We start from the raw sequence: 15,326 nt of genomic DNA, 5'->3' as shown, positions 1-15,326 counted from the left end.
CAACTATAAATTAGATTATTCTACATCTTCTTGATTTCTTGTACTACTAATCGTACCTGTTCCCAAACCGATACCATTTTGATTTCCGAGAACATTTTCATATAAGACTGCATTTGTCTCTAACTCTGTCACCTTCGGTTTATCAAGTGAAGTTCTCAAAAGATTCTGGATCTCTAACAAATGGTTAGCAGTTACGATTTGATAAGATGTCCCTTGCAATTCGGCGTCTTCTCCTCGTAATTGTTGAGTTTCAATCGTTTTAAACGAGTCCTGGTAACCTAACAAGCTTGGAATACTTTTCGCAGATAGATCAATATTAGTCTGCATATTGGTACTTAAGGCTTTTAGGATAGATTGATAGTGACTAACACTATTCAAGCTAAGAACTTTTTCAACAACCTTTTGAATGACTTCACGCTGACGCTTCTGACGTCCGTAGTCCCCTTCTGGATCCTGGTAGCGCATGCGAGAATAAACAAGAGCTTCATCTCCATTTAGAGTTTGTTGCCCAACACCAATAGAAATAGTATTAAATTCCTCTTGGTCACTAATAGAAATCGGGAAACCTAGCGTGTTATTGACAGTTATACCACCCACTGCATCGACTAATTGTTGTAATCCGTGCATATTGACCATAATATAGCGGTCAATATGGATGTTCATCATCTTCTGAATGGTTGAGATAGCTAATTCTGCACCTCCACCCGCATAGGCGGCATTCAGTTTCGCTTCTTCAATACTACCATCTTTATGCTGAATTTTAGTCAGGATATCACGTTCCAAACTCAACATCATGGTCTTTTTCGTGTGCGGATTAACTGTCAAAAGAATCATGGAATCACTATTTCCCTCCCAAGGGTCCGTTCGTTCTTCGTTTCCAGTATCAACCCCCATTAAAAGGATCGTTAAGGGTTCAGTAGCCTCAATAACATTGGTTTCTTCCCCAATCTTTTTATAGGTTTTTGATAAGGTTTCTGTACCTTGCTGATAAATAGTATAAGCAAAAACACCCACACCTAAAACTGTCACAGCTAGAAAAGCTAGCACCATTCCAATAATTTTTTTAACCATATTTCTATCAATCTATCAGTCTACCCATCAGGTAAACATCTATAAATTTCCCTTCTTCTATGTACGCACCGCGCTCTTGTCTACCTTCAATTACAAAGCCATGCTGTTGATATAAATGAACTGCACCCTGATTGCGAGTTTGGACAGTTAGTTGAAGTCGACGAAGAATGCCACTAGCCTGTGCCCATTCTACGACTTCTTCAAGTAACAAACTCCCCAGTCCATTATTCCAATACTTCTGACCAATCACAATAAAGAGATCTCCAATATGACGAACTCTCTTGCGTTGATCAGCTGTGATATTCACAAGACCAGCAATTTCATCATTCAGCAAGGCCAGTAAAGTGATTTGATTTTCAGAGTGAGCCTGTTTATCCAAAAACAACTCCATCTCAGTATCTGTCATCAAAATGCCATTCCTGTCCAGACTGGTAAAATCTGTTTCTACACTGACACGATTTAAAAATGATACTAATTCAGCCGCATCTTCAACTTCTGCTTCCCTAATGAGCAACTCATACTCCATGTTGAAGCTCCTCTAAAAGCTTTTCTGCACGCAAACCTTTTGCTTGAAAATTCAGTCTGCGACCCTCTTCTTCTTTTAGAATTTCCAATTCTAAATAAGTATCTGGCAAGGCATCACCTAAAAGATGCCCCCACTCGATGACAGTTACCCCACCACCAAAGAGAAACTCATCTAAATCAATAGAATCAGCATCCCCCTCTATACGATAAACATCTAGGTGGTAAAGTGGAAGACGACCTTCATACTCTCTTACGATAGTGTAGGTTGGACTCTTAATCATCTGAGAAATATGTAATCCTTTAGCAAGACCTTTTGTAAATGTCGTTTTGCCTGCTCCAAGTTCACCAGTTAAAATTAAGACATCATTCTTTTCTAATAAATAGCCCAAACGTTCACCTAAGGACTGTAACTCTTCTTCGTTTTTAGTGTACATGTTTCTATTATACCAAAAAGTTGTCCTTTGTCTAGGTATTATCTATGAATTCCATATTATAAATTGTAAAACTAGAACTATCTCTTTTTTTGTTCTTAAAATAGAAACAGTAAGAAGACAACTAACAAGATATCTCTCATCAAATGACTGTAAAATGAAACTTCCCAGCGAATGACTTTTGGCACCAACAGTCCTAGAAATAGCATCCCCAAGGCAATATAAAAGGTCATGGACAATAGCATCCAAGGATTTCTGAGAAAGATTAGAATAGCTAGTCCACTAATAAAACAGATTTCCTTCTTTCCCAAAAACTTTTTCACTCCATTTACATACTTCTGAATCGGCAGAAAAACTAACAAATCAATCCCAAATAAGAAAAAGAAACTCGGTAGAAAGGCTTCCACAAATCCTTCTACGGATGTATTTCCTGCAAGGATATGTTCTATGACAATTAAAGCTAAACCCAAAATATTTACTAAGAGCAAGAGACTATACAAGAATTGTTGCTTATCTTCCTTAAAAACTGAGTAAGATTGATTTCCCTGCCCTCTATAATAGTTTAGCCCTGCACCAATACTGGCAAGAAGCAACATGCCAACTAAATAATAGAAGCAGTTTTGATTTAACATCAAGGCCCAAGTAGATAAACTTAAACAAGAACAGCTGCTAAGACCAAAAACTGTCAGCAATAACAAAACTCGAATTTGCTTTTTCATTTTTTCCATCATTCTTCCTCCATACTTGCTCTTATTATATGCTAGAAAGCCTCACCATTGCTAGAATATTTCTCAACTGTCAGTTTTCTACTCTAAAATGCAAAAAAGTTTGACGCAAGTATCCCTTACATCAAACTTTTACTATTTCTCTTCAAACCAAAGAGCAATTTCTCGCTTAGCTGACTCTTCTGAATCTGAACCATGCACAACATTTTGGATAACCTCATTTTCTCCAGCAGCTTTTGCAAAATCACCTCGAATAGTTCCTGGTAAAGCTTCTTCTGGACGAGTTGCACCCATCATAGTCCGCCAAGTTTCAATTACTTTGGGACCAGAAATGATACCTACAAGAACCGGTCCTGAAGTCATAAATTCACGAATCGGTGGGTAAAAACTTTGACCAACCAAGTCCTGATAGTGCTGATCAATTAACCCTTCTGAAACCTTTGTACGCAACTCCAATTTTTCGATTGTAAATCCACGTTGTTCGATGCGTTTCAACACCTCACCCACTAATCCTCTTTTTACACCGTCTGGTTTAATGATAAAAAATGTTTGTTCCATACCTGTCTCCTTTGTCAGCTTCTTTCTTTTATACTCTTCGAAAATCTCTTCAAACCACGTCAACGTCGCCTTACCGTAGGTATGGTTACTGACTTCGTCAGTTCTATCCACAACCTCAAAACAGTGTTTTTAGCTGACTTCGTCAGTTCTATCTACAACCTCAAAGCAGTGCTTTGAGCAACCTGCGGCTAGTTTCCTAGTTTGCTCTTTGATTTTCATTGAGTATTATTTTACCACATTTCATGGAAAAATGGAGAAAGTTTTCAGAAAAGAGAAAGAGAACCCGAAGGCTCTCTCATTCTCTTTTATTCTACTGTTTCTTCCACAGTTTCAACGGCAGTATCCACAACTACTTCTGTTATTTCTTCATCCCCTTCTTCCTCTACTGGAGGATTAAGGTATTCTTCTTCGTTGATAGCATGTGGTTCAAGGTTACGGTAACGGGCCATACCAGTACCAGCTGGGATGATCTTACCGATGATAACATTTTCTTTAAGTCCAAGGAGATGGTCTTTCTTACCACGGATAGCTGCATCTGTAAGGACACGAGTTGTTTCCTGGAAGGAAGCCGCTGACAAGAAACTATTTGTTTCAAGTGAGGCTTTGGTAATTCCCATAAGGACTGGGCGACCTGTCGCTGGAACTCCACCTGAGATAAGGACATCTTTGTTAGCATCTGTAAAGTCATTGATATCCATGAGGGTACCCATGAGAAGATCTGTGTCACCTGGATCCATGACACGGACTTTACGGATCATTTGACGAACCATTACCTCGATGTGTTTGTCACCGATTTCTACCCCTTGGCTACGGTAAACTTTTTGTACTTCACCAAGAAGGTAAGTTTCAACTGACAAGACATCACGGACTGCAAGGAGACGTTTTGGTTGGATAGAACCTTCTGTAAGAGCAGCACCACGCGCTACTTGGTCTCCAACTTCTACACGCATACGAGCGGTAAATGGAACGACGTATTCCCCTTCGCCAGTTTCACCCTTAACAAAGACTTTCTTGGTGCGAGTTGATGCATCTTCTTCGATAGCTGTAACTTGTCCTTTAACCTCTGTGATAACCGCTTCCCCTTTAGGATTGCGGGCTTCAAAGATTTCTTGGACACGAGGAAGACCCTGAGTAATATCGGTATTTGAGGCAACCCCACCCGTGTGGAAGGTACGCATTGTAAGCTGTGTACCAGGTTCCCCGATAGATTGGGCAGCGATTGTACCAACTGCTTCACCAACCTCAACCGCATCACCAGTCGCCAAGTTGATCCCATAACAGTGACGGCAGACACCATGACGAGTGTTACATGTAAATACAGAGCGGATAGTGACTTCTTCCACACCAGCATTGACAATTTCACGTGCCTTATCTTCTGTAATCAACTCATTTGGACCGATGATAACTGCACCAGTTTCTGGATGTTTAACAGTTTTCTTAGTGTAACGACCGTTGAGACGCTCTTCGAGAGACTCGATCATCTCTTTTCCTTCGGCGATAGAGCGGATCAAGAGACCACGGTCAGTTCCACAGTCATCCTCACGGATGATAACGTCTTGGGCAACGTCAACCAAACGACGAGTCAAGTAACCTGAGTCGGCTGTCTTAAGGGCCGTATCAGTCATACCTTTACGGGCACCGTGAGTTGAGAAGAACATTTCCAATACCGACAAACCTTCGCGGAAGTTTGAAAGGATTGGCAATTCCATGATACGTCCGTTCGGAGCAGCCATCAGACCACGCATACCGGCAAGCTGTGAGAAGTTTGAGATATTACCACGGGCTCCAGAGTCCATCATCATAACGATTGGGTTCTTAGGATCTTGGTTGGCAATCAAACGTTTCTCAAGTTTTTCACGGGCAGCACGCCATTCAGCTGTAACAGCATTGTAACGCTCGTCGTCTGTAATCATACCACGACGGAATTGTTTTGTGATTTGTTCTACACGTTTGTGTGATTCTTCAATGATTTCAGCCTTGTCATCAACGACTGGGATATCGGCAATACCCACTGTCAATCCTGCAAGAGTTGAGTGGTGGTAACCGAGGTTCTTCATACGGTCAAGTAGGGCAGAAGTTTCTGTCGTACGGAAACGTTTGAAGATTTCAGCGATGATATTTCCAAGGTTTTTCTTCTTGAATGGAGGGTTAAGTTCAAGATTGCTGATAGCTTCCTTGATATCTCCACCAAGTGGCAAGAAGTATTTAGCTGGAACGCCTTCTGTCAAGTTAGCATTGTTTGGTTCTTGCAAGTATGGTAGACCCTCTGGCATGATGTCGTTGAAGAGGATTTTACCAACTGTTGTAAGCAAGACCTTGTGTTTTTGCTCTTCTGTCCAAGGCTTGTTGAGGCTGTCTGTTGCGATACCAACACGTGAGTGGAGATGAACATAACCATTACGGTAAGCCATAACCGCTTCGTCACGGTCTTTGAAGACCATTCCTTCACCTTCACGACCAGCTTCTTCCATGGTCAAGTAGTAGTTACCCAAAACCATGTCCTGAGATGGAGTAACAACTGGTTTACCATCTTTCGGGTTCAAGATATGCTCAGCAGCGAGCATCAAGATACGAGCTTCTGCTTGGGCTTCTTCTGAAAGCGGTACGTGGATGGCCATTTGGTCCCCGTCAAAGTCGGCATTGTAGGCTTCACAGACAAGTGGGTGCAAGCGAAGGGCCTTACCATCAATCAAGACTGGCTCGAAGGCTTGGATACCCAAACGGTGAAGGGTCGGTGCGCGGTTAAGAAGTACTGGGTGTTCTTTGATTACTTCTTCAAGGATATCCCAGATACGCTCGTCTCCACGTTCCACCAAGCGTTTAGCCGCTTTGACGTTTTGCACGATATCACGTGCAACGATTTCTCGCATAACGAATGGTTTAAAGAGCTCAATCGCCATTTCACGTGGCACACCACATTGGTACATCTTAAGCGTTGGACCAACGGCGATAACGGAACGTCCTGAGAAGTCAACACGTTTACCGAGCAAGTTTTGACGGAAGCGTCCTTGTTTACCTTTAAGCATATGGCTCAATGATTTCAATGGACGGCTACCTGGTCCTGTGATTGGACGACCACGACGACCATTGTCAATCAAAGCGTCAACCGCTTCTTGAAGCATACGCTTCTCATTTTGAACAATAATACCTGGTGCATTCAACTCAAGCAAACGAGCCAAACGGTTGTTACGGTTGATAACACGGCGGTAAAGGTCATTCAAGTCAGATGAGGCAAAACGGCCACCATCCAACTGCAACATTGGACGAAGATCTGGTGGAATAACCGGAAGGATGTTGAGAATCATCCATTCAGGTTTGTTTCCAGACTTGTAAAAGGCATCCAAAACATCCAAACGACGGATAGCTTTGACACGTTTTTGTCCAGTAGCTGTTTTCAACTCTTCTTTGAGTTCAGCAATTTCTTTTTCAAGATCTACTTGTTTTAGAAGGTCTTGGATAGCTTCAGCACCCATCTTGGCAACGAATGATCCATAACCATACTCACGCAAGCGCTCACGGTATTCGCGCTCTGTCATGATAGACTTGTGCTCAAGTGGTGTATCCTTAGGATCAATCACCACATAAGCTGCAAAGTAGATAACTTCCTCGAGGGCACGAGGGCTCATATCAAGGGTCAAGCCCATACGGCTTGGAATCCCCTTGAAGTACCAGATGTGAGATACAGGAGCTTTCAACTCAATGTGCCCCATACGCTCACGACGAACTTTTGTACGCGTTACTTCAACCCCACAACGGTCACAAACAATTCCTCTGTAACGAATGCGTTTGTACTTACCACAAGCACATTCCCAGTCTTTTGTAGGACCAAAGATAACTTCATCAAATAGTCCTTCACGTTCTGGTTTCAAGGTACGGTAATTGATTGTTTCAGGTTTTTTGACTTCTCCATAAGACCATGAACGGACTTTGCTTGGAGAAGCTAGGGTGATTTGCATACTTTTAAAACGATTTACATCAACCACTATTTCTTCCCTTTCTATTCTAAGTGAACTGCTTATTCTTATTCAGCAGTTTCTTCTGTTGCTTCCGCTTTTGTTGCTTTCTCAGCTTCTTCAGCTTCAAAGGCTGCTTTAGCCTCTTGTGCTGCTTTTTCGCGGGCTTTTTCAAGGTCATCTACGTGGATGACATCTTCGTCCATTCCTTCATCCAAGTCACGAAGTTCCACTTCTTGATCATCTTCGTCAAGGACTCGCATGTCAAGACCAAGAGATTGCAATTCTTTGACAAGAACTCGGAAGGATTCTGGAACACCTGGTTTTGGAATTGGTTTTCCTTTTGTAATAGCTTCATAAGCTTTCAAACGTCCGTTGATATCGTCAGACTTGTAAGTCAAGATTTCTTGAAGGACATTTGATGCACCGTAGGCTTCAAGAGCCCAAACCTCCATCTCACCGAAACGTTGTCCACCAAACTGAGCTTTACCTCCAAGTGGTTGTTGAGTAACGGTTGAGTAAGGTCCGACTGAACGCGCGTGCAATTTATCATCAACCATGTGGTGGAGTTTGATCATGTACATGACTCCGACAGAAACACGGTTATCAAATGGTTCACCTGTACGTCCATCGTAAAGGATTGTTTTGGCATCGCTATCCATACCAGCTTCTTTAACAGTTGACCAAAGATCTTCAGAACTTGCTCCGTCAAAGACTGGTGTTGCGATGTGAATACCAAGAGTACGAGCTGCCATCCCAAGGTGGAGTTCCATAACCTGACCGATATTCATACGTGATGGCACCCCAAGTGGGTTCAACATGATATCGACTGGAGTTCCATCTGGAAGGTAAGGCATATCTTCTACAGGAACGATACGAGAGACAACCCCTTTATTTCCGTGACGTCCGGCCATCTTATCTCCGACCTTGATCTTACGTTTTTGAGCGATGTAGACGCGAACCAGCATGTTGACACCTGATTGCAACTCATCTCCATTTGCACGTGTAAAGATCTTAACATCACGAACGACACCATCGGCACCGTGTGGTACACGAAGAGAAGTATCACGAACTTCACGTGACTTGTCTCCAAAGATAGCGTGCAAGAGACGTTCTTCAGCTGAAAGGTCTTTCTCCCCCTTAGGTGTTACTTTACCTACAAGGATATCACCTTCTTTAACCTCAGCACCGATACGGATAATACCCATTTCGTCAAGGTCTTTAAGGGCATCTTCACCAACGTTTGGAATTTCACGAGTAATTTCTTCAGGCCCAAGCTTTGTATCGCGCGTTTCTGATTCGTATTCTTCAAGGTGGACAGATGTGTAGACATCATCTTTCACCAAGCGTTCGCTCATGATAACAGCATCCTCGAAGTTGTAACCTTCCCAAGTCATGTAGGCAACGATTGGGTTTTGTCCAAGCGCCATTTCTCCATTTTCCATAGAAGGTCCGTCAGCGATGAAATCGCCTTTTTCAACGGCATCACCAACTTTTACGAGAGTGCGTTGGTTGTAAGCAGTACCTGAGTTTGAACGACGGAATTTTTGGATGTGGTAAACATCCAATGAACCATCTTCACGACGAACTTCTACCTTGTCAGCATCTGCATAGGTAACTTTACCGTCATACTGAGCAATCACAGCAGCTCCTGAATCGTGGGCTGCCTGATATTCCATACCAGTACCAACGTAAGGTGCTTTAGGATTAATCAATGGCACAGCCTGACGTTGCATGTTGGCTCCCATGAGGGCACGGTTGGAGTCATCGTTTTCCAAGAAAGGAATACATGCTGTCGCAACGGCAACTACCTGTTTTGGTGATACGTCCATATAGTCAACAACATTAGCTGGATACTCTTGGTTGACCCCTTGGTGACGTCCCATGACAACTTTTTCAGCAAAAGTTCCATCTTCATTGAGGCGAGAGTTAGCCTGCGCTACAGTAAATTCATCTTCTTCATCGGCTGTCAACCAAACGATTTCGTTCGTAACAACACCTGTTTCACGGTCAACTTTACGGTATGGTGTTTGAACAAAACCATATTTGTTCAAGTGTCCGTAAGATGACAAGTTATTGATCAAACCGATGTTAGGTCCTTCAGGTGTCTCAATTGGACACATACGACCGTAGTGAGTGTAGTGCACGTCACGGACTTCATATCCAGCGCGGTCACGTGTCAAACCACCAGGTCCTAAGGCTGATAAACGGCGTTTGTGGGACAACTCAGAAAGTGGGTTGTGTTGGTCCATGAACTGTGACAACTGTGATGAACCAAAGAATTCTTTAACCGCAGCTGTTACAGGACGGATATTAATAATTTGTTGTGGTGTCAAGACTTCGTTATCTTGAACAGACATACGTTCACGGACATTACGTTCCATACGAGAAAGTCCAAGACGTACTTGGTTGGCAAGCAATTCACCAACCGCACGGATACGACGGTTTCCAAGGTGGTCGATATCATCTACACGGCCAAGTCCTTCAGCTAAGTTGAGGAAGTAGCTCATCTCAGCAAGGATATCTGCAGGAGTGACGATACGAACCTTGTCATCTGGATTAGCATTACCGATGATCGTTACAACACGGTCTGGATCAGTTGGAGCAACAACCTTGAATTTTTGAAGAACAACTGGCTCAGTCACAACAGCTGCATCATTTGGAATGTAAACAATCTTGTTCAAATCACCATCCAAATGACTTTCAATGCTTTCAATCACACTACGAGTCATGATTGTTCCAGCTTCTACCAAGATTTCTCCTGTTTCAGAGTCTACCAATGGCTCAGCAATAGTTTGGTTAAGCAAACGTGTTTTAACATTGAGTTTTTTATTGATTTTGTAACGACCGACAGCTGCCAAGTCATAACGACGTGGGTCAAAGAAACGAGCTACAAGCAAGCTACGTGAGCTTTCAGCAGTCTTAGGCTCACCTGGACGAAGGCGTTCGTAAATTTCTTTCAAGGCTTCGTCTGTACGAGAGTCCATTGGGTTCTTGTGGATATCTTTTTCAACAGTGTTGCGAACCAATTCGCTATCACCAAAGATATCAAAGATTTCATCATCACCTGAGAAACCAAGCGCACGAACCAATGTCGTAAATGGAATCTTACGAGTACGGTCGATACGAGTATAGGCAATATCTTTTGAGTCGCTTTCAAGCTCCAACCAAGCTCCACGGTTAGGGATAACAGTTGAACCATAGCCCACTTTACCGTTTTTATCAACTTTGTCGTTAAAGTAAACACCTGGTGAGCGAACCAACTGCGAAACGATGATACGTTCACCACCATTGATGATAAAAGTACCCATTTCTGTCATGATTGGGAAATCACCAAAGAAAACTTCTTGAGTCTTGATTTCGCCTGTTTCTTTATTGATCAAGCGGAAGGTTACAAAAATTGGTGCTGAGTAGCTAGCATCGTGGATACGAGCTTCTTCTAGCGTGTATTTTGGTTCCTTGATTTCATATCCAACAAATTCCAACTCCATCGTGTCTGTGAAGTTTGAAATTGGCAATACATCTTCAAACACTTCCTTAAGACCGTGGTCTAGGAAATCTTTGAATGAGTCAGTTTGAATTTCAATCAAATTTGGTAAGTCAAGAACTTCTTTGATTCTTGAAAAACTACGACGGGTACGATGTTTCCCGTATTGAACGTCATGTCCTGCCAAGATGATTCTCCTTTGTAAATAAGTTCCAAGCCTTGTCAATCAGGCTTTTCTAATCGTCATATGGTTTTTAAAACCCCTATCACCGTGTCCTTTTGATGAATTTTCAGAATCTTTAAGTCTTTGTTACAAACACGCGAAATCCTGAAAAAAAGCACAAAAAGAGCAGCTAAATCTGACTTCTTCAGAAGATTTAACTGCTGTGAGCCTTGTCTGGACAATATTTCAGACAAAACCTACGACAAATGATTATTCATATTATACCCTATTTAGCTAGATTTTTCAAGGGGATTAACGATTTTTTGACAAAATCTTTTCCTATAAGAAATACTGGCTTAATCGTAACAAAATTTGTTGCGATTTTTTCTTTTATTTTAATTTTAGGAAAACGCTTGCATCTTATTTTACTAAGTGCTATACTGATAGAGAAATTCATTGATTGGAGAATCATTATGAGAAAAATACCATCTCACACTGAGAAAAAAATGGTTTACAGTATCCGTTCCCTCAAAAATGGAACTGGTTCTGTCCTTATTGGAGCAAGCCTTATTCTGCTTGCCATGGCTACACCAACTATCTCAGCAAACGAAAATACACCAACCACTAACGAACCCAGCAACAGAAATACGACCTCCCTTACTCAACCTCTTACTGATGCAACAAACATCGCTGGCAAGAACGAAAGCGATTTTTCTTCACCCGATAGTGCAAACGCTTCCCTAAAGAAAACAGAAGAAAAACCTGCAACAGAGCCAACTACTCCTGCTGCAACTCCCGCCGATTCAGCCCCACAAACCGGACAAGATCGTTCAAGTGAACCAACTACTTCTACGAGTCCAGTAACGACTGAAACTAAGGCAGAAGAACCAATAGAAGACAACTACTTCCGTATCCATGTCAAAAAGCTTCCTGAAGAAAACAAGGATGCTCAAGGACTATGGACTTGGGACGATGTTGAAAAACCATCTGAAAACTGGCCTAACGGAGCCTTGTCCTTTAAGGATGCCAAAAAAGACGACTATGGCTACTACCTAGATGTCAAATTAAAGGGAGAACAAGCCAAGAAAATTAGCTTCCTCATCAATAATACAGCTGGGAAAAATCTAACCGGCGATAAATCGATAGAAAAACTGGCACCAAATATGAATGAGGCTTGGTTGGACCAAGAACACAAGGTTTTCTCTTACGAGCCACAACCTGCAGGAACTATTCGCGTCAACTACTACCGTACAGATGGCAACTATGACAAGAAATCTCTCTGGTACTGGGGAGATGTGAAAAATCCAAGTAGTGGTGAATGGCCTAACGGAACAGATTTTACGGCTACAGGCAAATATGGTCGCTATATCGATATTCCACTCAAAGATGCAGCTAAAGACCTTGGATTTTTATTACTAGACAGAAACAAACAAGGAGACGATGTGAAAATCCGTAAAGAAGATTATAAGTTCACAGATTTAAAAAATCATAGCCAAATTTTCCTAAAAGACGATGATGAATCGATTTACACAAATCCATACTATGTCCATGATATCCGTATGACAGGAGCCCAACACGTAGGCACTTCTAGCATTGAGAGTAGTTTTTCAACACTTGTCGGTGCTAAAAAAGAGGATATCCTCAAACACTCCAACATCACTAATCACCTAGGAAATAAAGTAGCTATCACCGATGTTGCAATCGATGAAGCTGGTAAGAAAGTGACCTACAGTGGAGATTTCTCGGACACAAAACATCCTTATACCGTGAGCTACAACGCTGACCAATTCACTACCAAAACAAGCTGGCGTCTGAAAGATGAGACTTACAGTTATGATGGCAAACTTGGAGCTGACCTAAAAGAAGAAGGAAAACAAGTTGATTTAACCCTTTGGTCACCAAGTGCTGACAAGGTTTCTGTCGTTGTCTACGACAAGAATAACCCTGAAAAAGTGGTTGGAACTGTCGCTCTTGAAAAAGGGGAAAGAGGAACTTGGAAACAAACTCTAGATAGCACAAACAAACTCGGAATCACAGATTTCACTGGATACTATTATCAATACCAAATCGAACGTCAAGGTAAAACTGTTCTTGCACTCGATCCTTACGCTAAGTCCCTCGCTGCTTGGAATAGTGACGATGCTAAGATTGACGATGCCCATAAAGTGGCTAAAGCCGCCTTTGTAGATCCAGCCAAACTCGGACCTCAAGACTTGACTTATGGTAAGATTCACAATTTCAAGACTCGTGAAGATGCCGTTATCTACGAAGCTCATGTGCGTGACTTTACTTCAGATCCTGCCATTGCAAAAGACTTAACCAAACCATTTGGTACCTTTGAAGCATTTATTGAAAAACTAGACTATCTCAAAGACTTGGGTGTAACCCACATCCAGCTCCTTCCAGTCTTGTCTTACTACTTTGTCAATGAATTGAAAAACCATGAACGCTTGTCTGACTATGCTTCAAGCAACAGCAACTATAACTGGGGATATGATCCTCAAAACTACTTCTCCTTGACTGGTATGTATTCAAGCGATCCTAAAAATCCAGAAAAACGAATCGCAGAATTTAAAAACCTCATCAACGAAATCCACAAACGTGGCATGGGAGCTATCCTAGATGTCGTTTATAACCATACAGCCAAGGTCGATATCTTTGAAAATTTAGAGCCAAACTACTACCACTTTATGGATGCTGATGGTACACCTCGCACTAGCTTTGGTGGTGGACGCTTGGGGACAACCCACCATATGACCAAACGACTCCTAGTTGACTCTATCAAATATCTAGTTGATACCTACAAAGTGGATGGATTCCGCTTCGATATGATGGGAGACCATGATGCAGCTTCTATTGAAGAAGCGTACAAGGCCGCACGCGCCCTCAATCCACACTTAATCATGCTGGGTGAAGGTTGGAGAACCTATGCTGGTGATGAAAACATGCCTACTAAAGCTGCTGACCAAGATTGGATGAAACATACCGATACTGTCGCTGTCTTCTCAGATGACATTCGTAACAACCTCAAGTCTGGTTATCCAAACGAAGGTCAACCTGCCTTTATCACAGGTGGCAAGCGTGATATCAACACCATCTTCAAAAATATCATTGCTCAACCAACCAACTTTGAAGCTGACAGCCCTGGAGATGTCATCCAATACATCGCAGCCCATGATAACTTGACCCTCTTTGACATCATCGCCCAGTCTATCAAAAAAGACCCAAGCAAGGCTGAGAACTATGCTGAAATCCACCGTCGTTTGCGACTTGGAAACCTCATGGTCTTGACAGCTCAAGGAACTCCGTTTATCCACTCTGGTCAGGAATACGGACGTACTAAACAATTCCGTGACCCAGCCTACAAGACTCCAGTATCGGAGGATAAGGTTCCAAACAAATCTCACTTGTTGCGTGATAAGGACGGCAATCCATTTGACTATCCTTACTTCATCCATGACTCTTACGATTCGAGTGATGCTATTAACAAGTTTGACTGGACTAAGGCTACAGATGGAAAAGCATATCCTGAAAATGTCAAGAGCCGTGACTATATGAAAGGGTTGATTGCTCTTCGTCAATCTACAGATGCCTTCCGACTTAAGAGTCTCCAAGATATCAAAGACCGTGTCCACCTCATCACTGTCCCAGGCCAAAATGGTGTAGAAAAAGAGGATGTAGTAATTGGCTACCAAATTACTGCTCCAAACGGTGATATCTACGCAGTCTTTGTCAATGCGGACGAAAAAGCTCGCGAATTTAATTTGGGAACTGCCTTCGCCCACCTCAGAAACGCTGAAGTTTTAGCAGATGAAAACCAAGCAGGACCAGTCGGAATTGCCAACCCGAAAGGACTCGAATGGACTGAAAAAGGCTTGAAATTAAATGCCCTTACAGCTACTGTTCTTAGAATCTCTCAAGGCGGTGCCATCGTTGCCTCAGCTGTGGAAGAAAAACCAGAATTTGACCTTTCTAGCTTAAAACAAGAACAAGGTCAAAATAATGTCCAGGACAATATTCCAAACCGAGTAGTCAAACCGGAACAGCAAACTCCAGCTCCACAAACTAAACCTGATTCTGCAAAACCAGATGCAAAAGTAGCTGATGCGGAAAATAAACCTAGCCAAGCTACAACTGATTCACAAGCTTCACAACCAACACAAGAAGCACAAGCATCATCTGTAAAAGAGGCGGTTCAAAACGAATCGGTAGAAAACTCTAGCAAGGAAAATAAACCTGCACCCCTAGCTAAACAAGCTGAACTTCCAAATACAGGAACCAAAAACGATCACAAACTCCTGTTTGCAGGAATTAGTCTCCTTGCCCTTCTAGGTCTCGGGTTCTTGCTAAAAAATAAAAAAGAGAACTAAACTAGCCCTCCTATAGAACAATCCCCCAAGCCTTAACGCTCGG

At 42.3% G+C, this 15,326-nt stretch carries 8 protein-coding genes; 1 reads left to right on the top strand and 7 read right to left on the bottom strand.

What is annotated here, in order from left to right:
• Positions 1–15: 15 nt before the first annotated feature.
• The 7 genes from lytR to rpoB form a co-directional block, all read right to left on the bottom strand.
• On the bottom strand, positions 16–1,071 hold the full coding sequence (lytR, locus tag JQ843_RS00705) for a glycopolymer--peptidoglycan transferase LytR (RefSeq protein WP_020902719.1): 1,056 nt from the start codon (positions 1,069–1,071) through the stop codon (positions 16–18).
• A 7-nt stretch (positions 1,072–1,078) separates the two neighbouring features.
• A complete protein-coding gene (locus tag JQ843_RS00700; RefSeq protein WP_000455549.1) occupies positions 1,079–1,597 on the bottom strand; it encodes a GNAT family N-acetyltransferase in 519 nt (172 codons plus the stop codon).
• Positions 1,587–2,030, bottom strand: coding sequence for a tRNA (adenosine(37)-N6)-threonylcarbamoyltransferase complex ATPase subunit type 1 TsaE (gene tsaE, locus JQ843_RS00695; RefSeq protein WP_000288249.1), 444 nt, complete (start codon positions 2,028–2,030; stop codon positions 1,587–1,589). The genes JQ843_RS00700 and tsaE overlap by 11 nt, the downstream gene beginning before the upstream one ends.
• A 95-nt stretch (positions 2,031–2,125) precedes the next feature.
• Positions 2,126–2,755, bottom strand: a complete 630-nt coding sequence (locus JQ843_RS00690) for a hypothetical protein (protein ID WP_024056772.1) — start codon at positions 2,753–2,755, stop codon at positions 2,126–2,128.
• Between the two features lie 132 nt (positions 2,756–2,887).
• Positions 2,888–3,310, bottom strand: coding sequence for a nucleoside-diphosphate kinase (gene ndk / locus JQ843_RS00685; RefSeq protein WP_004239114.1), 423 nt, complete (start codon positions 3,308–3,310; stop codon positions 2,888–2,890).
• Positions 3,311–3,615: 305 nt separating this feature from the next.
• Entirely contained in the window at positions 3,616–7,293 is a 3,678-nt protein-coding gene (gene rpoC / locus JQ843_RS00680; protein ID WP_203212630.1) for a DNA-directed RNA polymerase subunit beta', read from the bottom strand.
• Positions 7,294–7,331: 38 nt separating this feature from the next.
• On the bottom strand, positions 7,332–10,937 hold the full coding sequence (rpoB, locus tag JQ843_RS00675; RefSeq protein WP_203212629.1) for a DNA-directed RNA polymerase subunit beta: 3,606 nt from the start codon (positions 10,935–10,937) through the stop codon (positions 7,332–7,334).
• 449 nt (positions 10,938–11,386) lie between these two features.
• Between rpoB and JQ843_RS00670 the strand changes: the two genes are divergently transcribed.
• Positions 11,387–15,283, top strand: coding sequence for a pullulanase (locus JQ843_RS00670; RefSeq protein WP_203212628.1), 3,897 nt, complete (start codon positions 11,387–11,389; stop codon positions 15,281–15,283).
• Positions 15,284–15,326: the final 43 nt, after the last annotated feature.

The organism is Streptococcus mitis, assembly GCF_905187495.1.
Classification (GTDB): domain Bacteria; phylum Bacillota; class Bacilli; order Lactobacillales; family Streptococcaceae; genus Streptococcus; species Streptococcus mitis_CU.
This window is presented reverse-complemented; position numbering and strand designations above follow the sequence as displayed.

Coding starts and splice junctions, on each gene's coding strand:
- lytR (WP_020902719.1), bottom strand. CDS start 1,071: ATGGTTAAAAAAATTATTGGAATGGTGCTAGCTTTTCTAGCTGTGACA.
- JQ843_RS00700 (WP_000455549.1), bottom strand. CDS start 1,597: ATGGAGTATGAGTTGCTCATTAGGGAAGCAGAAGTTGAAGATGCGGCT.
- tsaE (WP_000288249.1), bottom strand. CDS start 2,030: ATGTACACTAAAAACGAAGAAGAGTTACAGTCCTTAGGTGAACGTTTG.
- JQ843_RS00690 (WP_024056772.1), bottom strand. CDS start 2,755: ATGGAAAAAATGAAAAAGCAAATTCGAGTTTTGTTATTGCTGACAGTT.
- ndk (WP_004239114.1), bottom strand. CDS start 3,310: ATGGAACAAACATTTTTTATCATTAAACCAGACGGTGTAAAAAGAGGA.
- JQ843_RS00670 (WP_203212628.1), top strand. CDS start 11,387: ATGAGAAAAATACCATCTCACACTGAGAAAAAAATGGTTTACAGTATC.